This window comes from Melioribacteraceae bacterium (assembly GCA_035362835.1).
Classification (GTDB): Bacteria; Bacteroidota; Ignavibacteria; order Ignavibacteriales; family Melioribacteraceae; genus DSXH01.
In genome coordinates this window covers 441,516-457,924 of the sequence record DAOSDY010000002.1, presented here as the reverse complement: position 1 = coordinate 457,924, position 16,409 = coordinate 441,516, and the positions used below count along the sequence as shown (strand labels likewise).

The window sequence follows — 16,409 nt, the reverse complement described above, 5'->3', positions numbered from 1 at the left end:
GAACAGATTCACCCTGATAAATCATTTATGAGCCACGATCGAACTAAAGAGTATATTTTATTATCCATGTAAGAATTCATGGCTCAGAATTAATTTAATGACGTTTTAAAGGCATCCAGAGGACTCTCCGAGATATACTTTTCCTTAAACTCGAGCCAATACTTCATCATTTCCACAGTCACAGTTTTCTTTTTCAGTTTCTTAGCATATTTGAGCTTCAACTCTTCAATATTGGTTACGATTTCTTCTTTGCTACCTTTCTGGACTTTCATCAAGTGTTTATGTAGATCCCTCTTGCTAAGAACACTTATGAACTTTGCAGCGAAGAGATCTACATCACTGAAAGAAAGAGTTGTCTGAGTTTCACTAATCCCATTCATCAAAACTTAACTCCTTCCTTTCTTAACCTTTCTTCAGCCGGTGAAGTAATATCCTGAACTAAACCCGTTGGTGAAATTGGATTGAAAACCATTGCCTCAAATCGTTTATTAATAAGATTCTTATTCAATTTATTTACTCCGCGGACAAGATTTTGCATCAATGGAACCAGATCAGAGTTACTGTGATAATAATTTGAAGTTTGCTTTGCCGGTGTTACATGCAGTGTTTCTCCGGATTCAACTCTTACCAAAGCACTGTCATTTGGGAAACCAGGTGGAACAATAAAAGAACCACCGCGGGCTGCCTTTGGAAGAGGGGCAAAAGAAAGATTTCCACCAATATTTGTTACAGAACCTCCTTTATGCATAGCGAATAAGCCAATCAAACTTGTGATAATTCCTATAGCTCCGCTTTCTGTGGATTTCTCTCCTTTTCCCACTTTATCGAGAATATCCATAATTCTTAGAGCTGCTTGCAAGGCTTGGTTCATATAGTTGATGAATTTATCCCCTGCTCTTCCAAATGCTCTTTCAAGTTCATTCCCAAATTGTGAAGCGGTATTCATCATGTCTTCACGCAGTCTTTCTTGTAGCTCGGTCCTTTTTAACACACCATCAAGAAATGCTTCTTCAATTCTTTCAACCCAATCAAGGATCTCCTTCCCATAATCACTCGAAATTGTTGGTAGAAATCCATCTTCAAAGAATTGCTCTCGTTCCTCCATTAATCTTTTTAATTGAACATTAACCCACTGCTGAGTTTCAACTTCACTTAATCCGGCTGCCTGCATTGCTAGACCCTGACGAATTAATTGTTCTGATTTCCAGTTGAAATAGTTCTCGTCGAGAAATTTTACATCTTCATAGTATTTCTCAATGATGTCGTAATATGTTAGCACAGCATCTTTATAATCATTGGCAATAATTTCAGCAACTCCATTGGGACCGCCACCCGGCATAGAGCCAGTCACTCTTTTGAAGTTTTGAGCTAAATTGATAAGTTTTTCATAAGTAGCTACTTGAATTTCAGTTGTTAATTCGATCTCCTTAAATGCATCATAATCAAGTTTCTTATTTCGAAAATCGCTTGTTGCCTTATTGTATTTTGACATAGCGACTGCAGAATTTATTTGTTGCTGATAGATAAAATCTGCTCTTTCTTTATCAGTCATACTTGAGAAATCCATTTCAATACCAGCCGCAGCATTTCTCGATCGTCCACCTTCTCGGAGTTCATTAATTCGCCTGGTAAGGTCCTGTACAAAGTAAATAGCTTTGGGTAACCATTCAGAAAGAAGCGGTCCAAATAGATTTCCAATTTCTTCTTTCATATTACTCCACGCTATACTTGCAGCTTGCAGACCTTTTGTTGCTTCAGCCTGGGCTTGAGCCTGACCACCATATTTTGAATGAATTTCATCAAGGATAATCTTTTGAGCATCAAATAACCTGTTCTGTGAGATTAATTTCTTGATCATCACTTCTTGTTGATCAGTAAATAGAACACCTGAACGTCTCAGGGCCTGCAATCCTTCAGTTGGGTTACTTAGAGCTTTTCCAAGTTGAATGGAAGATGACTTAAGATCTGTACCTAAAACGGAGGATAGATCAAGAGCCGCTTGCTGTGCGCGTTTGAATGTTTCTCCGGAGACATTTCCAAAGGTCAATAACTGTAGAGTAACATCATTAAGAATCTTATCAGCATCAATAGCGTTAATATTTTCAAGATTCCCAGCAATTCTTTTTAATTCCTCTGCGGTATATCCTGCAGCATAACCGGTTTGATTCACTGCCTGGTTTACCTTGTACAAACTCTTTGACGCTTCAATCGACTCCGCTATTGAAGATTTAAGAAATTGAAAAGCTTTTCCGACACTGAATATCCCCGCAGCATAGGATCCGATTTTTGCAAGTTGTGAACCTAATTTATTTACAAATGTCGAGCCCATTTCAACAGCTTGTCTATCAATCTTTTTATTCAGGTCCTTCATTTCCTTTTCTAACTGATCAGTTTTTGTCTTGATCAGTACATATACTTCGCCTAATTTTTCTGATGCATTATCGCCCATGACTTTTACCTCTTAGAATATTTGTTAATAATTTTTAGCTTAACAATTCCTTTGGAGCTGTTGAGAGTCTTTCTTCTAATTGAGCTCTCAGTAGATTATCAGTGCCATTCTTCGAATCCTTATCCGGGATAAATATAAAATCACTTCCATGCCATACTTCACTAACAAACAACTTTGTATTTTCTTCGATCACATTACTTGAATCAATTTTGTCAATGAATTCTTGAGCACCAGTTTTTTTGAAGTGGTTATTCCTGAAATCAAAGAGCTTTTGTTCACCATGTTTTAATTCAAACTGACTATCAAGTTGATCAAACACCGGTTGCAATTTGTTTAGTACCTGTGACGCATAATCAACTCTTCCAAGCAAGGAAGCCTCATTTAATTCATCCACCAACTGGTCATATTTCATAGGAGAATCATTTAAAAGAAATTCTTGAGCTCTTCGATTTCCATCGGAAATTTGTAATTCACCACTCATCTTGAATTGACCAAATGAATCCGAATCCTTTGTCAGGTTAGGAAATAGTGATTTTAGTTTTAGTGGTTGAAAATCATGCACATTCTTTCGAATTTCAGAAAGAAGAGATTTTGCTTCAGTGAGAAATTTATTTTTGATTTTTTCATGTTCATCTTTCATTAGCGATGCTATGTGCTCATCTGTATAATGGCCCAATTCCTTATGCGATTTTTCAAGCCTTGCAGCTCCTTGCATTTCTTTATAATATCTCTTCATCAAACTTTCTAATTTGTCCTTCAAATACTGTGACATGACTTGCTCCTTTGATTTTTTATGTAATTGGTTGATTTATTAAGTATTCAACTTCTTAAAACTTTTTTATTTCATTGTAATTACAACGGTTCATCAGACTATCCCATTGAAAAAATTCATTTGCTCCCCGACTGTATCAAAGCCATCATTATTTTTTGCATTATGAAGATCCGAATGATGTTTCCGGCACAACCACATGACCAATAGTGGCAATTTATAATTATGATGATGTGCAAAAATTTCAGTTTCATTACAGCGTGGATGCTGACAGAATTTCGGTTTTGCTAATTTCCCACTTTTCAAAGCGCGATAAACAACTTTCCTAGCCGGTTCTCTTTCCGGATAACGTTGACGATATTTTTTCACATATCTGTACCCATCAGAGCTAACTCCTCCGCGCCAATTAAAATTTTTTTCACCTTTCTGATCAATCATTTTTTTAAAACCCTAATCGCATTTTCATTTTTTGACCAATCCCAATCCTCTGACCATTGACTTCTTTTAACTCGATACCCAAATCCTCCAAAACTTTGGGAAGAGTCTGTTCAATAATATTTTCAGCGAGATCCCGGCATTCTGAATCATAATAAAGATTGATCTTCTTTGCGATTGTATATTTAATTGCTTCAAGATCGACTTGCGGAGACGAGATATCTATTTCAAACTCCTGTCCGGTTAATAATTTCTCGGAATATGCTACAAGTGAATTTATTTTTGATTCCACTAATTGAGCAACCTGGCCGGCTGTGTAAACTGCTTCCTTCTCAAACCATTGACTTATATCAATTCTCTCCCCATAAGTTTTGATAAAAACCATTTCTTGCAATCTTTGATTAAACTTTTCACTATTCCACTTCTCCTTCAAAAATTCCACATACCAACCCTGAATTGTAAGATCATCAACATTTACCATTTTTTTCAAACAGAGTTCTTTGCACTTAAGATAAACCTCGGTAAATGTCAGATCACTGCCGTAATAAAGATCCTCGTTAACAAAAACAGGTTTTTGCTTCTTAGCTTCTTTCTCAATCTTGCTGGAATGCTTTACTAAGCCCGACATTGAGCTCTTCAGCTGAAGTTGAACCTTTTGCATACTTTTTGAAAGAGGGAGCATTTTGTTTTCGCGTTCCATTTTTTTTTCTTTCCATATCTTCAATTATAAAATTGAATCCTGAATAACCATTCTCTATAGTTTTCATAATGACTTCATTGATGTCCAAAGAAGCACTAATATCTCTTAACTGTTTTAATTGTGCCCGTGCTTGTACTGGAGTAATTGATTTGCCTTGCTCAGATTTATGTTCAATCCATTGGATCCAACAGTTAAAAAATTGATCCGGTAAATTTTGAAAGAATATATTTTTATAATATTCTAATTCTTTATTCTTACTCTTATTCTGTTGCGTGACGTTATGTGACAGTAACGTTACGTTTGTTTGATTTTCTGATTGTTTTAGCTGTTTTTGTTCTCTGTATCTCGCTTGTCGAATTCTGTTTTTTTCTCTGACTTTATCTAATCCCTCAATATTTTGATGTTTTTCCCAATTAGAAATACAGATAACGTTACTATCCGTTACTTCAATCATCCCTAATTCTTTCAAAGTCTTTAGTGCAAATCTGATTATTGGTAAAGGCCTCCTAAATATCGTAGATAGCATTTCGGGTGAGTAGGGAATATTTTCAGATAAGAGTATATAACCGTTGGTGTTCGATTTACCGGCTTGAATTAACAGCTTTATCCAAACAACTAAAATTGCATCCGCTTCTGGCATAGCTTCTATTAACTGAATTTTTTCATCATCGAACATTTTCGTTTTCAATTTTATCCAGGTTACTTCGCCCATGTGGATGTTTAGCCTTTTTCTACAAAATTTTCAAGAACTTTTTCGAACTCCGTTTCATCACTGCAATTCTGTAGTTCGCTAAGTAATTCCAGAGTTGTCAATAATTCGATTTGGACGCGCTTAATTCTAATCTGAAGCTCTAAAGAAAGGGAAGGGGTTTTCAACTTATTGATTTGTTGAATTGTTGAATCTGTGCCAAAAGCCATTGCCCGGAAATCCAGATAGAGTTGATCGATAAGTTCTAATTCTTTTGCCATTATTTCTCCTTTAAAAAACTCTCCGCTTTAAAAGTGAAAAGCCTCTCTGAATTGGTGACACCGACAATCCAAAGAGGCTTAAACACTTATTTTGCTTATAGCAATTCCTGTGTATTGGTGGTGTCACGTCTCTTAATTAAAGAACTGGGAATAATTCTAAGCCAACAAAAAAGTTTTATTCTCTGTGACTAATAAAAGAAATGGCAGGAGGAATGTAATTACAAATCGGTCTTCAATATTTCTGAAAATCGATTCTCATATTGATTTTATTAATTAAATAGTGATGTAAATTTTCTATAAATTGAATCAAAATATGTGTCAAATTCTTTCCGATACAATTCTTTTTCAGAAAGTTTTTCAAATGCTCGTTTCAAAGCTGTGGTTTTATTATTCAAGGGATCCTGGTTATACTCGTCTGTCGCAATTTTGAATAATTTGTCTCTCCATTCTTTACCTTTTTGATTTCGATATGATCTTACAACTGAATGAAGTTCGTTAACAAGACCGCTATAATTTTTTGAAAGAATTGGATAAGAAATATTGAATATCCCAACAGTAATACCTTCACAAAAGCATGCTAAAGAATTTATTTCAGCATATACTGCAGCATCAATCTCAATACTATTCATTTTTACTAATAACAGATCAAGAATAATAATTGCTTTAATTACTTTTATATTTTCTTGAATCAATTTTCGGGAGTCATCGATAGAATTGTTTTTCAACATATTTGGATATCTTTTTTGTGATTCGATTATTGCATTATTAATTTTTATTTTTTTAAGGTGTTCAAGTTGTTGAACCCAACGCCTAAAGTCATTTAGTAATTTTCTATCCACTGGTGTCACCCATTGTTATTTATTCAATTTGTTATCAAACCGGTTTCTTTCGGTCTTAGTAGATAACCGGCCAGGTCAAGTTGATATTTTATTTATTTTTCTTTTGCATACTTTTTTCATTGATGTCGCTAAAATGTTCGTCTATTACGAATAGTGTGCACCACTTTAAAAAAGATTTATTTTTGTGCGATTTTCAAATCCTGCTATTTATTTAAACGACACTCCACGACTCCCCACGACAATTTTATTTAAGGATCAATGTTTGTTCCAATACTCTTAAGAAATCTTGTACCAAAGGTTTCTCCTGACATTTCTCTTAATTTTTGCCATTCCAACAAATCACTTACACGAAAACGATATCTCATATTCCCATTTTTATCTTTATACTTCAAACACTTCAACTCACCCATCAGGACCGCTTTTTCAATAAAATCACTGGACTTATGAAGTATTTTTGCTGCTCTCCACAATGAGACTTCCTCGAGACTTGATTTGATATCGAATGCAATTAATAAATTTAATTTAGCCTCAAGTTCATCTATTCTTGAGAGAATAAGTTTCTCAGCCTTTGTCAATGGAATATTAATATCTCGCATGGTTCCTCCTTCCATTGATTATTTTATTCGGCTGCTTATTTTTTTTATTCAGTCCACGCTCAAGTTGAAAATCCTTTACGATACTATCTATGGATCGAATAAAAACATATTCTTTAGTACTTGGATCGAATTGAAGTGATTTCTTAAACTCCTCATAATCCTTTCTTTCAACTCTGTACCCACCACGTTTACGTTCAATCTCTTTTAAGAAATACGCTTTAAGATTGCCTTGATCAATCTGCTTAACCAACCAATTGTAATTGCATCGGAGATCTGTAACGATCTCTGATAATAGAAGCGTCCCCTGCAATTCATGAACTTCCAAAACTTTCTTGAATTCATTCCGGAGTAATTCTATATGATCCCAAAGATCACTCATAGTAATTAATGATGGCTTTTTCATTTTAACTAAGATCTCCTTGTAATTCAAAATCAATTTTAGACCATAATTTCAGTTTTATTTCCTCAAGGTTTGTGATAGCATTATTTGTTATTTCCAGTAAGGGTAATAAATTATCTGTATTATCCCAGTTAGCATCACTATTCATTGCCATGATACCAGAATTCAATAAATTACAGATCGACTGGAGGTCTGACTGGATTCGGGTTATTGCGAAATCATTTTTTGTAAATACCTTTATACTCTGTATCTCGAGCGAATCATTCCCGAGTTTTGTGATTATATCTTGAATAGATGTGAAGCGGTCAGACGTACCATTCTTATTTTCTAAATGATAAATTACTGATTTCATAACATCTCCTTAGTTATTTGGTTAAATAAAAAACCCCTGAGATTGACCAGGCTAACTAAGTTAGGCCTTCCGGTCCTTGCGGATACCGGAATCTCAGGGGAATTATTTTTCTAACTTTATGTTTCATTTAAAATAAAAAATCCTTTCTATCGGGAAGGACACCGCTTAGTTATTTGGTCAAGCGAAATCTAACTTTCAGAATCGTTAATGTCAATAAAATATGTAATTGTTAGATATTTTAAGATACACTGATATTCACAAATAATTAAGCACAGTTAAGAGGTGCAAATTGACATTGTTGAATTCTTCTTGTTTTTTTTAAGTTGAAATTTTATTTTGCTTCAGCATTATGAAGGGTTACTTAATGCCGGACACAGTCTCCACTAGTCTACTTAAAGATGAAGTATTTTATAACTACTCTCTTTGCCTGCTAACCTCTAAAAGTAAAATCCCGATTTATAAAATATACACCGGATTCGAAGCATCAAGATACAAGATCTATTCTGGCGGATTAATTATTAGCAGTCTGTCTTTTCTGTTTTTAGGTTTTAAAGGTGCCAATCATCTATAGATCTTTACAGAGATACAGAAAAATTATTTGGATTATCATAAAAATATTTTTGAATTTTTACAGACAAAAAAAGTAATTCTATGGAATTATTTAATACTCCGATCGGTTCATCGTCGCTTAATATTTTGACTGTTTTGTATTTCTTAATAGCATCAATAGCAACTTTTGATATGAGAATAAACCAAGCGATAAAACAAGGCTCTAATCTATTCCCGTTACCTAAATGGATTGGGATATTTTATTGGTTAGTGTGGGGATTCTGGCTCTGGATATTTTTTCTTAATTGGGTGTACGCAATAATATTATTCGCCCTAAAATTTGTATTGAAATTTTTACCAGTTTTAGAGACAGTTGGATATATTATTATGACTCCATTTAATCCAAATAAGAAATAATTTTTTGTTGTTCTTTAAATAAAATGAGGGAATATGGATAGCACTTATGTTTTTCTCAATTCACTGCAAGAAAGTAATAAGATTTCTGATTATCTCTCATTGCTAATAGCACTTCTTGCAGTTTTTTTTGGTCCAATTATTAGCTACTACACAGCCAAACATACTATAAAACATCAACTCTCTAGTTTGGACAAACAGCTTACTACACAACTTAACATTGCTGAAAGAGCACTAAAATCCCAGGTGCTTTCAGGAAACAGGCAAGATTGGATTAATACCCTTCGTGATGCACTATCTGAATTCTTGTCAATTCTTTTTATGATTTCACAAGCGAAGTTGTCAAAAGAAAATGATTTGGAAAAGTCAGAGACTTTATTACTTCTACGATTCAAAATATCTCTACTATTGAATCCTCAGGAGGATGATCATAGACAACTCGACACATTCCTTGATCAAGGGATTAAATATTTATCTGCTATATCCAAAAAAGAAGAACCGAATCGTCAATTCAGTGAAATTAAATCAGACATAATAACCTTATCTCAAACAATTCTTAAAAGAGAATGGGAGAGGGTAAAAAAGGTAGAATAAAATATTTTATCGTTATAATTATTTTATGAGGGAAATATGGACAACAACTTAATTGTTGGAGGATTAGTAGTAATTTTAATCGTCTTTGCAGTTTTCATAATGTCTAAGCATGATAAAAAGAAATATGAATTTAAAGAGCAAAAACGACCTGAGCTTGAGAAAGATGTCAATAAAAGAGAAATTGAACATTCAAGTGGTTTAGCAACCTTTTTGCAAGTGGTTGGGATTCTTACATTTCTTGGTGGATTATTACTCTTTGGGCTACTAATGTTTGATGCCGGTGTTACTGCAATAATATCATCACTTTTGTTATTTGCTGTAGCAGAAATAGTTTATCATGTTCAATTACAGAGTAAGATATTACTCAAAATCTTGAATAAGGATGTTGAGTAAATGTAATTAAGTGATCAGTCTGCTTAATAGTTCTTTTTCCTTTGGATCCTTTTGAATTTCGTCAAGCTCTTGGATTCTTTTTAACAATTTGTACTTACTCAATTTAGTAGCAAGCGATATCTCTGCTAGAGATTTATTTGTTGAATATCCCTGTTTTATTAATTCATCAAACTTACTTTTAATCATATAATTTACTATGTACCTGGGTGCGGTAAATTCCTTTTCTAAAAAAACTAATAACAGATCCTTAATGAATGGTGTACAAAGCATTTTATCCCCTCAATCGATTTCTTAGACCATTGTTAATTATTGTACTTACAATACTTACAGCTTAGTGCATACTCAAACATCCTCTAACTATCCAATAAATTCACAGAATTCCTTAGATCATCTGTTCTCAAGTGTGCATAGATCTGTGTTGTTTTAATATCAGCATGACCTAATAATTTTGACACGATGTAAATTGATACTCCCTTCTGGACCAGCCGACTCGCGAATGTGTGCCTTAATGAGTGGAAATTCAGCTTGATATTTATACCGGCTTTTTTTACTTGTCTCTTCATTAACCAGGAAAAAGTATTTTCGTTTAGGATTTTACTTCGATATGTAAAAACCAAATTCCCAGAGGTAGTCTCTTTTCTTCTCAGTGCAATTTCAAGAGCTGTATGATTTAGGGGAATTGTCCGGATCTTCTTTGACTTTGTAATGAAGGTTCTATTTGAAAGGATTAATAATTTATTCTCAAAATCAATCTGGTGCCACTCAAGATTCATTATTTCACCAAGTCTTAATCCGGTGTTCAAATCGAATATAATCAGGTCTCTTAGATCATTGTCCTCTACCGCAGCGATCAATTTCTCAATATCTTGATCAGAATAAAATAAAGGCAGCCGTTCCGGGATCTTAATCCGTTTGATTTTCCTGAAAGGATTAGATTCCAGGTATTCATCCCGGACAGCTTTACTAAATGCACTGGAAAGGTTTATAAAATCTCTCCTGGCCGCGAATAATGAGGAACTATGAATTCGATATCTTAAATAGTCTTCAATCCTCGAGCTTGTAAGATCTGTCAATGGTATATTTCCAAAATAATTCATTAAGAATTTGAATGAAGTTTTAAAACACTTATTTGTTTTGGGAGTGTGAATTGATTCAGAATAGATCAAATATTTCCATCTGAATTCAAATAAAGTAATCGGAATGGTTTTTTGTAGTTGCCGGTCTAATAAACTATGTTCAAAAATTCTCAAATGCTTTTCAGCAATCGGTTTGTATTTAGTCCGCGTGGATTTCATACATCTCTTGCCGGATGAATCCTGATAAATGATGTACCAAATACCATTAGGTCTCTTTGAAAGAAACATATTTTATTCTCCTTCAAAGTTCTTTTTTAATTATGCTAAAGGATTTAGTCTGTAGAAAATTCTCAAGAATTGCTTAATAGATGGGTTTACTCATTTTTCGAGACCGCCGCATTCAACCACTCTGCCACCTTTCCTATTCATTAATGATGATCAATAAGGCGACGAAAAATAATAAAATTAATTGATTAGTTTCCCCATTTTTCCTCACTTCAACTTAAATTTTTTTGTCTCATTTCTAATTAATATATTTGCCATCAGATTTCTCAAGGAGAGGTGCAGGAGTGGTTGATCTGGCTTCCCTGGAAAGGAAGTGTACCTGCAAGGGTACCGAGGGTTCGAATCCCTCTCTCTCCTCTTGATTATTATATTTTCTGCTAACTCAGTTTTCGGAGGACAATTTGCAACTAAGTGAATGGTTTTACCCGACTGAGAATAGAAATATCCTCCTCAATTATTCCAATCATTTCAATATATCATATACACTTTATATAATTTTCTTTTATTTCTTTTTTACATCATTATCTTTCAGCCAATCCGACAAGGAAAACTGGGTCCCTGTAGCGACTCAGAATCAAAACAAGATTTATATTAACACAACCGGACTCAGCAAATATAAGGGTGAGGATATATATGTCTGGGTTTTGGAGGAGAACGAACCGCCAATAACAATGGAGGGAATAGATCTTAAGATCTATAAAACAAAGACTTATTTCTTACTTAACAAAGTTTTAAAGCGATACAGTATTCATCAGATAATTTTTTATGACAATAAAAAAAATGTTATTAAAAGTTACAATTACCAGATAAATTCTGATAACCAGGATTACAAGTACAGTTCGCCTATTCTTGAAGGTTCGAATGTATTTCAAGTACTTCTAAAATGTGTGGAAATAATAAAAAGTACTAAGTAAATTCTAATAGATATTTGATTTAATAAAAGCTGTCCCGCCGATAAGGTTCATCTGTCTAATTATCTCCCCTCTTCTTGCAATAACATATCTGCTTGGTCTGGAAGGATTTCTTTTCTTAGGATTTGGTAATACAGCAGCAATTGTAGCAGCTTCGGATTGTGATATTTTAATCGGGTCTTTTTTATAGAATTTTCTTGATGCGGCTTTAATCCCATATATTCCCTGCCCCAACTCGGCAATATTCAAATATGTTTCAATAATTCGTTTTTTACTCCATAGTAATTCTATAAGTAAAGTATAATAAGCTTCGAATCCTTTACGGATCAGGTTTCTTTCGGAGACTAAGAAAAGGTTCTTGGCTACCTGCATCGTAATTGTACTGGCTCCCCGTTTCCTCTTGCGGTAGGTGTTCTCTTTCAGAGCTTTTTCGATCTGCTGAAAGTCGAATCCGAAGTGGTCAAAAAATTTCTGGTCCTCAGAAGCTATAACCGCAAGCGGTGCATAGACCGATATTTTACTTATTCCGGTAGGACTGTACTGAATATCATCATCAATTAATGTGAGAAAAGGATTTTCTATATTTAAGTACATGAAAGCAGTGCTGGCCGGATCAATAAACCTGAAGAAGAGAATCAGAAAAATATTAAACAGGACAAATATTAAAAGTACCATTAGCCCCGATTTTATCCATCTGAAAATCCTATTAATCAAACTTCCTGTTTTCATATTATTTCTGAATTATCCGATATAAAAATAATTCTTTCTTTCGTTTAAAATACTTCTGCATTTAATTTTTCGAAAAATAAACTTATTTACCAAAATGAATGTTGTAATATCAGTTGAAATTAGATAATTTTCGGACAATTAATCACATTAATTAAGAGGTTAAAAATGATATCAGAAAAAATGCAAAAAGCATTAAATGACCAAATAAACGCAGAGATCTTCTCTTCCTATCTCTATCTTTCAATGTCTGCTTATTTCGAAGCGGAAAATTGGGGCGGTTTTGCTGCTTGGATGAAAAAACAATCAGCCGAAGAATATGAACATGCCATGAAATTCTTTCACTTTATAACAGAAGTCGGCAAGAGAGTTACTCTCGAATCTCTGGAGAAGCCGAAAACTGAATGGAAATCTCCTCTCGAGGCTTTTGATGAAGCAGCTAAACATGAAGTTTATATTACAAACAGAATAAATGATCTAGTCAATCTTGCTCAATCAGAAAAAGATCATGCGACCAATAATTTCCTGCAATGGTTTGTTGATGAACAGGTTGAGGAAGTTGCATCAGTAGAACAGATTGTTCATAAATTCAAACTTATCGGCGATAATAAAGCCGCGCTTTATATGCTCGATAAAGAACTCGGGAGCCGTGGATAAATCCCGCCTTATTTTTAAAAAAGCGGCATTTGGCCGCTTTTTTTATGTTTTTTCGACAAAAATTTTTCGTTTTAATATTTTTTTTATACATTTGGTACTTGAAAATTCGAAAAAAGAGGAAATAATGGCTCGTAAATGTCAGGTTACTGGTATCGGTCCGGTTAGTGGTCACAGTATCTCTCATGCTCACAATAAAAGTAAAAGAAGATTTTTACCTAATCTTCAGAAAAAGAGAATCTGGGTAAAAGAATTGAATAAATTTGTGACTGTTAAAGTATCGGCCAGCGCATTAAGAACAATCTCTAAGAACGGGACTTCACAGATTGCTAAACTGGTCAAAGAGAAAAAAATTAAAGCAAGATAGCTTTTTAAGAACCCCCTTTAAGGGGGTTTTTTGTTATTAGTAATTGATTTTAATAATCCCCTCCGCTAATTTGTTCCTCAATTCAAATAAAACTCAAGAGTAAAATGTGAAAAATCTATTCTTGGCATCATTCTTTTTCTATTTCGTAGCAGCATTAACCGGAAGCAGGATTTCTGCACAAAGCCAATCTGTTGATTATTCAAAACTGGCTGATTCAATAATCAGCAGTTCACTTCTTGAACAAAAAGGTTATGAATGGTTGAAAGAACTTTGTGAAATCGGACCCCGCCTCAGCGGTTCAGAAAATTCGATCAAAGCGATCCATTGGGCTAAAAAGAAAATGGAGGAATCGGGTTTTGATTCAGTATGGCTCCAACCGGTAAAAGTCCCTAAGTGGTTAAGAAATGACATTGAAACTGCAATAATCTCCTTTTCAAAAAAATATCAGGGAAGAAGACTGAACATTGTTTCGCTTGGGGGTAGCATAGGAACTCCGGAATCCGGGATTACGGCCGAAGTGATTGAAGTAAAAAATTTTCAGGAACTGAAGGATGCGGGAGACAAAGTAAGAGGTAAAATTGTTTTCTTCAATCGCCCTTTCGATAACAGTCTGGTTAATACATTTGAAGGATACGGAAAAGCAGTTGATCAGCGAACGCGGGGAGCAATTGAAGCAGCCAGATTCGGTGCGGTGGCTTCTGTAATCCGTTCTGTCACATCAGCTAAAGATAACGTTCCTCATACAGGAGTAGTTTCTTACGACTCTGCAATTGAAAGAATTCCGCATTCAGCTCTTGGAGTAATTGATGCCGATTTTTTAAGCAAGGCAATTAAAGAAGAACCCAACCTAAAAATCACAATTAAAATGAATTGCGAGAATTTCCCCGATGCTGATTCGTACAATCTGATCGGTGAAATACGAGGAATTGAATACCCTAATGAAATTATAGTAGTTGGTGGACATTTCGACAGCTGGGATAAAGGTTGTGGCGCACATGACGACGGTGCCCCGTGTCTTCAGACAATGGAAATTCCGGATCTTTTTTTGAGGCTTGGGATCAAACCTAAGAGGACTATCCGGACAGTATTATTTATCAACGAAGAGAACGGTTTGAGAGGAGCAATTGAATACGGCAAATACTCAGATACAGCTAAGGTTAAACATATTGCAGCCATTGAATCCGACAGGGGTGTTTTTACACCCAGAGGATTTTATGTAACGACAGATTCTGCCACAGTAAAAAAACTACAAAACTGGCTGCCGGTTCTAAATAAAGCGCATATTGACTGGATTAAACCGGGAGGAAGCGGTGCGGATATTTCTCAGATCAGAAATGCCCGGGCTCTTTTCGGTTATGTGCCGGACGACCAGCGCTATATGGATCTTCATCATTCTGCCAATGATACATTCGAAACAGTTCATCCGAGAGAAATGCAGCTTGGAACGGCTGCAATGGCAATTTTAACTTTGTTTATAAGCGAAGAAGGGCTCTAAAAAAAAGCCCGATCAATTTGATCGGGCTTTTGATTTTTGATTCAGTCTATTAGCTATCTTCTTCGTTCTGTATTGCTTCTATCCGGCCTTCTTTCTTCCGATTTTCTTTCCCTGCTTTCTGTTCTCTTCGCAGGATTTTCAATAGTCCTATTAACGCTTTCATTCCTGCTGCTTCTCGATTCCACTTCTCTTTTAACTTCTCTTTGAGGTGCAACCTCTTTACTACGGGAACTCTCATTCCTGAAAATGTTTTCCCTGTTTATCTCTTTTCTCTCTTCACTTCTCCTTACATCCTCCTTACTTACTTCGGGAACAGTTTTTCTAACCGGAGAATCTTTAACGATCTCTCTATCACTGGTTCTCCCGTTTTGAATTCTATTATCCCCGTAAACATCTTTTCTTTCACCGGTTCGTTCGTTTATTATTTTAGTATCCTTTGAGTCTCTATCGCTTCCTGCGGAGTTTTCATTTTCTATAGAGAGTCTCCTTTCGCTCCTTTTAATCTCTATTTTGGAAATATCTCTGTTCTTTTCAACTTCACGTTCATCAGGTCTGTAAGAATAGATTCTTTCACCGCCGGATTTTCTTGAACGGTCGTACTTTTCAAAATCATTCAGATTATAAACATCTCTTTCACCAATCCTGTAACCTCCCCTTCTTTCAACAAAATCCCTGTCGATACCTCCATTGATTACCCTGTCCCGATCGGAATAATAATTATTTCTGTATTTGGTTCTTGAGAAGATCTTATAATTTCTGCTTTGATCCAGGATATAGTAATGTAACCTGTGGCTATTGAAACGGCTGAATGTCACAAAATTCCAGTAAGAATGGTGCGAATTCCATCGGATTGAGAAATGAATACCTATTCCCATTCTGAACTGTGCATATGGTGGAAGCGGAGCCCAGCCGATATAATCGTCGTCATATCTCCACTCTACCCATGAAGGACCCCATACATTATCAGGAATCCAGATCCAGCCGTAATATTCGTCATAGAACCATCTGCCGTAATGATATGTTGCCCATCCGAATGGCTCGTATGAATCCCAATACCAGCCGTATTTTGTCCAGCTCCACCTTCCGATTGAATACGGGCGCCAGTAAGAATGTACCGAATTCGGGCGCCAACCGATAATTCCTGCGTCAAATTCGATCCATTCACCGTAAGGGCTTAATGAGGAGTAGAACATACCGATTGATATAGAGTTATATCTTGGTTTTGCTTCATTCTCTGTGAAAGCAACCAGAAGAATTATGACTATTAATGACATTAGCTTTTTCATGACCCACCTCTTTATCAAGTTCGATAATAAAAAGTCAATTTGTATGCCATTGAAAAACCAGTATAATATGAGGTTTTACAACATTTTCGCTTCTTGTTGTTCATTCCAGACTACACTTGCTTATAAAATAAAGTACACTCCGTATGAATC

Annotated in this window: 22 protein-coding genes and 1 tRNA gene; 8 read left to right on the top strand and 15 right to left on the bottom strand. The window is 35.1% G+C overall.

Translation table 11 applies throughout. The annotated features are described in order from the left end of the window. Window positions 1–89: 89 nt before the first annotated feature. The 11 genes from PLZ15_09230 to PLZ15_09180 form a co-directional block, all read right to left on the bottom strand. Entirely contained in the window at window positions 90–380 is a 291-nt protein-coding gene (locus PLZ15_09230; protein ID HOI29924.1) for a hypothetical protein, read from the bottom strand. Next, window positions 380–2,449: a phage tail length tape measure family protein gene (locus tag PLZ15_09225; GenBank protein ID HOI29923.1), complete on the bottom strand. Its 2,070-nt coding sequence runs from the start codon at window positions 2,447–2,449 to the stop codon at window positions 380–382. Before PLZ15_09225 ends, PLZ15_09230 begins: the two co-directional genes overlap by 1 nt. 34 nt (window positions 2,450–2,483) lie before the next feature. Further along, on the bottom strand, window positions 2,484–3,221 hold the full coding sequence (locus PLZ15_09220; GenBank protein HOI29922.1) for a hypothetical protein: 738 nt from the start codon (window positions 3,219–3,221) through the stop codon (window positions 2,484–2,486). Window positions 3,222–3,314: 93 nt separating this feature from the next. Then, window positions 3,315–3,656 (bottom strand): hypothetical protein, encoded by a 342-nt coding sequence (locus PLZ15_09215; GenBank protein HOI29921.1) that lies wholly within the window; start codon window positions 3,654–3,656, stop codon window positions 3,315–3,317. A gap of 4 nt (window positions 3,657–3,660) precedes the next feature. After that, complete coding sequence (locus tag PLZ15_09210) at window positions 3,661–4,281, bottom strand: hypothetical protein (protein HOI29920.1); 621 nt, start codon at window positions 4,279–4,281, stop codon at window positions 3,661–3,663. Beyond that, the gene (locus PLZ15_09205; GenBank protein ID HOI29919.1) at window positions 4,247–5,065 is read right to left on the bottom strand and encodes a phage replisome organizer N-terminal domain-containing protein; all 819 of its coding nucleotides are present in this window, start codon (window positions 5,063–5,065) and stop codon (window positions 4,247–4,249) included. Before PLZ15_09205 ends, PLZ15_09210 begins: the two co-directional genes overlap by 35 nt. Window positions 5,066–5,073: 8 nt before the next feature. Beyond that, the gene (locus PLZ15_09200; GenBank protein ID HOI29918.1) at window positions 5,074–5,322 is read right to left on the bottom strand and encodes a hypothetical protein; all 249 of its coding nucleotides are present in this window, start codon (window positions 5,320–5,322) and stop codon (window positions 5,074–5,076) included. Between the two features lie 269 nt (window positions 5,323–5,591). Then, window positions 5,592–6,161: a hypothetical protein gene (locus PLZ15_09195; protein HOI29917.1), complete on the bottom strand. Its 570-nt coding sequence runs from the start codon at window positions 6,159–6,161 to the stop codon at window positions 5,592–5,594. A 248-nt stretch (window positions 6,162–6,409) separates the two neighbouring features. Further along, window positions 6,410–6,757, bottom strand: a complete 348-nt coding sequence (locus tag PLZ15_09190; GenBank protein ID HOI29916.1) for a hypothetical protein — start codon at window positions 6,755–6,757, stop codon at window positions 6,410–6,412. Further along, window positions 6,744–7,160 carry a hypothetical protein gene (locus PLZ15_09185; protein ID HOI29915.1) on the bottom strand — a complete coding sequence of 139 codons (417 nt, stop codon included), beginning with the start codon at window positions 7,158–7,160 and terminating at the stop codon, window positions 6,744–6,746. Before PLZ15_09185 ends, PLZ15_09190 begins: the two co-directional genes overlap by 14 nt. A 1-nt stretch (window position 7,161) precedes the next feature. Beyond that, window positions 7,162–7,509 (bottom strand): hypothetical protein, encoded by a 348-nt coding sequence (locus PLZ15_09180; protein HOI29914.1) that lies wholly within the window; start codon window positions 7,507–7,509, stop codon window positions 7,162–7,164. Window positions 7,510–7,873: 364 nt separating this feature from the next. Between PLZ15_09180 and PLZ15_09175 the strand changes: the two genes are divergently transcribed. The 3 genes from PLZ15_09175 (at window position 7,874) to PLZ15_09165 (ending at window position 9,459) form a co-directional block, all read left to right on the top strand. Next, entirely contained in the window at window positions 7,874–8,080 is a 207-nt protein-coding gene (locus tag PLZ15_09175) for a hypothetical protein (protein HOI29913.1), read from the top strand. A 428-nt stretch (window positions 8,081–8,508) separates the two neighbouring features. Next, window positions 8,509–9,066, top strand: a complete 558-nt coding sequence (locus tag PLZ15_09170; protein HOI29912.1) for a hypothetical protein — start codon at window positions 8,509–8,511, stop codon at window positions 9,064–9,066. A 36-nt stretch (window positions 9,067–9,102) separates the two neighbouring features. Then, window positions 9,103–9,459, top strand: coding sequence for a hypothetical protein (locus PLZ15_09165; GenBank protein ID HOI29911.1), 357 nt, complete (start codon window positions 9,103–9,105; stop codon window positions 9,457–9,459). Between the two features lie 6 nt (window positions 9,460–9,465). Here PLZ15_09165 and PLZ15_09160 read toward each other — a convergent pair whose 3' ends face one another. Together PLZ15_09160 and PLZ15_09155 are read right to left on the bottom strand one after the other, a co-directional pair. Then, window positions 9,466–9,729, bottom strand: coding sequence for a hypothetical protein (locus PLZ15_09160; protein HOI29910.1), 264 nt, complete (start codon window positions 9,727–9,729; stop codon window positions 9,466–9,468). An 83-nt stretch (window positions 9,730–9,812) separates the two neighbouring features. Further along, the gene (locus PLZ15_09155; protein ID HOI29909.1) at window positions 9,813–10,823 is read right to left on the bottom strand and encodes a tyrosine-type recombinase/integrase; all 1,011 of its coding nucleotides are present in this window, start codon (window positions 10,821–10,823) and stop codon (window positions 9,813–9,815) included. A gap of 267 nt (window positions 10,824–11,090) precedes the next feature. Between PLZ15_09155 and PLZ15_09150 the strand changes: the two genes are divergently transcribed. Together PLZ15_09150 and PLZ15_09145 are read left to right on the top strand one after the other, a co-directional pair. Next, a tRNA-Ser gene (locus PLZ15_09150) sits at window positions 11,091–11,177 on the top strand. Window positions 11,178–11,221: 44 nt separating this feature from the next. Then, a complete protein-coding gene (locus tag PLZ15_09145; GenBank protein ID HOI29908.1) occupies window positions 11,222–11,734 on the top strand; it encodes a hypothetical protein in 513 nt (170 codons plus the stop codon). Window positions 11,735–11,737: 3 nt separating this feature from the next. On the opposite strand, the gene mtgA is transcribed toward PLZ15_09145, so the two are convergent. Next, window positions 11,738–12,460 carry a monofunctional biosynthetic peptidoglycan transglycosylase gene (gene mtgA / locus PLZ15_09140; GenBank protein HOI29907.1) on the bottom strand — a complete coding sequence of 241 codons (723 nt, stop codon included), beginning with the start codon at window positions 12,458–12,460 and terminating at the stop codon, window positions 11,738–11,740. Window positions 12,461–12,625: 165 nt separating this feature from the next. Here mtgA and PLZ15_09135 point away from each other — a divergent pair, with 165 nt between their 5' ends. From PLZ15_09135 to PLZ15_09125, 3 genes are all read left to right on the top strand, one after another. Then, on the top strand, window positions 12,626–13,114 hold the full coding sequence (locus PLZ15_09135; GenBank protein HOI29906.1) for a ferritin: 489 nt from the start codon (window positions 12,626–12,628) through the stop codon (window positions 13,112–13,114). Between the two features lie 124 nt (window positions 13,115–13,238). Then, complete coding sequence (gene rpmB, locus PLZ15_09130) at window positions 13,239–13,478, top strand: 50S ribosomal protein L28 (GenBank protein HOI29905.1); 240 nt, start codon at window positions 13,239–13,241, stop codon at window positions 13,476–13,478. 106 nt (window positions 13,479–13,584) lie between these two features. After that, on the top strand, window positions 13,585–14,973 hold the full coding sequence (locus tag PLZ15_09125) for a M28 family peptidase (GenBank protein HOI29904.1): 1,389 nt from the start codon (window positions 13,585–13,587) through the stop codon (window positions 14,971–14,973). Window positions 14,974–15,026: 53 nt separating this feature from the next. Here the strand turns inward: PLZ15_09125 and PLZ15_09120 are convergent, their stop codons facing one another. Continuing rightward, window positions 15,027–16,259, bottom strand: a complete 1,233-nt coding sequence (locus tag PLZ15_09120) for a hypothetical protein (GenBank protein HOI29903.1) — start codon at window positions 16,257–16,259, stop codon at window positions 15,027–15,029. Window positions 16,260–16,409: the final 150 nt, after the last annotated feature.

Excerpts from the sequence above, each read along its gene's own strand:
- PLZ15_09220 (HOI29922.1), bottom strand. The coding sequence starts at position 3,221 with ATGTCACAGTATTTGAAGGACAAATTAGAAAGTTTGATGAAGAGATAT.
- PLZ15_09215 (HOI29921.1), bottom strand. The coding sequence starts at position 3,656 with ATGATTGATCAGAAAGGTGAAAAAAATTTTAATTGGCGCGGAGGAGTT.
- PLZ15_09200 (HOI29918.1), bottom strand. The coding sequence starts at position 5,322 with ATGGCAAAAGAATTAGAACTTATCGATCAACTCTATCTGGATTTCCGG.
- PLZ15_09170 (HOI29912.1), top strand. The coding sequence starts at position 8,509 with ATGGATAGCACTTATGTTTTTCTCAATTCACTGCAAGAAAGTAATAAG.
- PLZ15_09210 (HOI29920.1), bottom strand. The coding sequence starts at position 4,281 with ATGTCGGGCTTAGTAAAGCATTCCAGCAAGATTGAGAAAGAAGCTAAG.
- PLZ15_09185 (HOI29915.1), bottom strand. The coding sequence starts at position 7,160 with ATGAAAAAGCCATCATTAATTACTATGAGTGATCTTTGGGATCATATA.
- PLZ15_09180 (HOI29914.1), bottom strand. The coding sequence starts at position 7,509 with ATGAAATCAGTAATTTATCATTTAGAAAATAAGAATGGTACGTCTGAC.
- PLZ15_09225 (HOI29923.1), bottom strand. The coding sequence starts at position 2,449 with ATGGGCGATAATGCATCAGAAAAATTAGGCGAAGTATATGTACTGATC.
- PLZ15_09160 (HOI29910.1), bottom strand. The coding sequence starts at position 9,729 with ATGCTTTGTACACCATTCATTAAGGATCTGTTATTAGTTTTTTTAGAA.
- PLZ15_09205 (HOI29919.1), bottom strand. The coding sequence starts at position 5,065 with ATGGGCGAAGTAACCTGGATAAAATTGAAAACGAAAATGTTCGATGAT.
- PLZ15_09165 (HOI29911.1), top strand. The coding sequence starts at position 9,103 with ATGGACAACAACTTAATTGTTGGAGGATTAGTAGTAATTTTAATCGTC.
- PLZ15_09175 (HOI29913.1), top strand. The coding sequence starts at position 7,874 with ATGCCGGACACAGTCTCCACTAGTCTACTTAAAGATGAAGTATTTTAT.
- PLZ15_09155 (HOI29909.1), bottom strand. The coding sequence starts at position 10,823 with ATGTTTCTTTCAAAGAGACCTAATGGTATTTGGTACATCATTTATCAG.
- PLZ15_09135 (HOI29906.1), top strand. The coding sequence starts at position 12,626 with ATGATATCAGAAAAAATGCAAAAAGCATTAAATGACCAAATAAACGCA.
- PLZ15_09190 (HOI29916.1), bottom strand. The coding sequence starts at position 6,757 with ATGCGAGATATTAATATTCCATTGACAAAGGCTGAGAAACTTATTCTC.
- PLZ15_09230 (HOI29924.1), bottom strand. The coding sequence starts at position 380 with ATGAATGGGATTAGTGAAACTCAGACAACTCTTTCTTTCAGTGATGTA.
- mtgA (HOI29907.1), bottom strand. The coding sequence starts at position 12,460 with ATGAAAACAGGAAGTTTGATTAATAGGATTTTCAGATGGATAAAATCG.
- rpmB (HOI29905.1), top strand. The coding sequence starts at position 13,239 with ATGGCTCGTAAATGTCAGGTTACTGGTATCGGTCCGGTTAGTGGTCAC.
- PLZ15_09120 (HOI29903.1), bottom strand. The coding sequence starts at position 16,259 with ATGAAAAAGCTAATGTCATTAATAGTCATAATTCTTCTGGTTGCTTTC.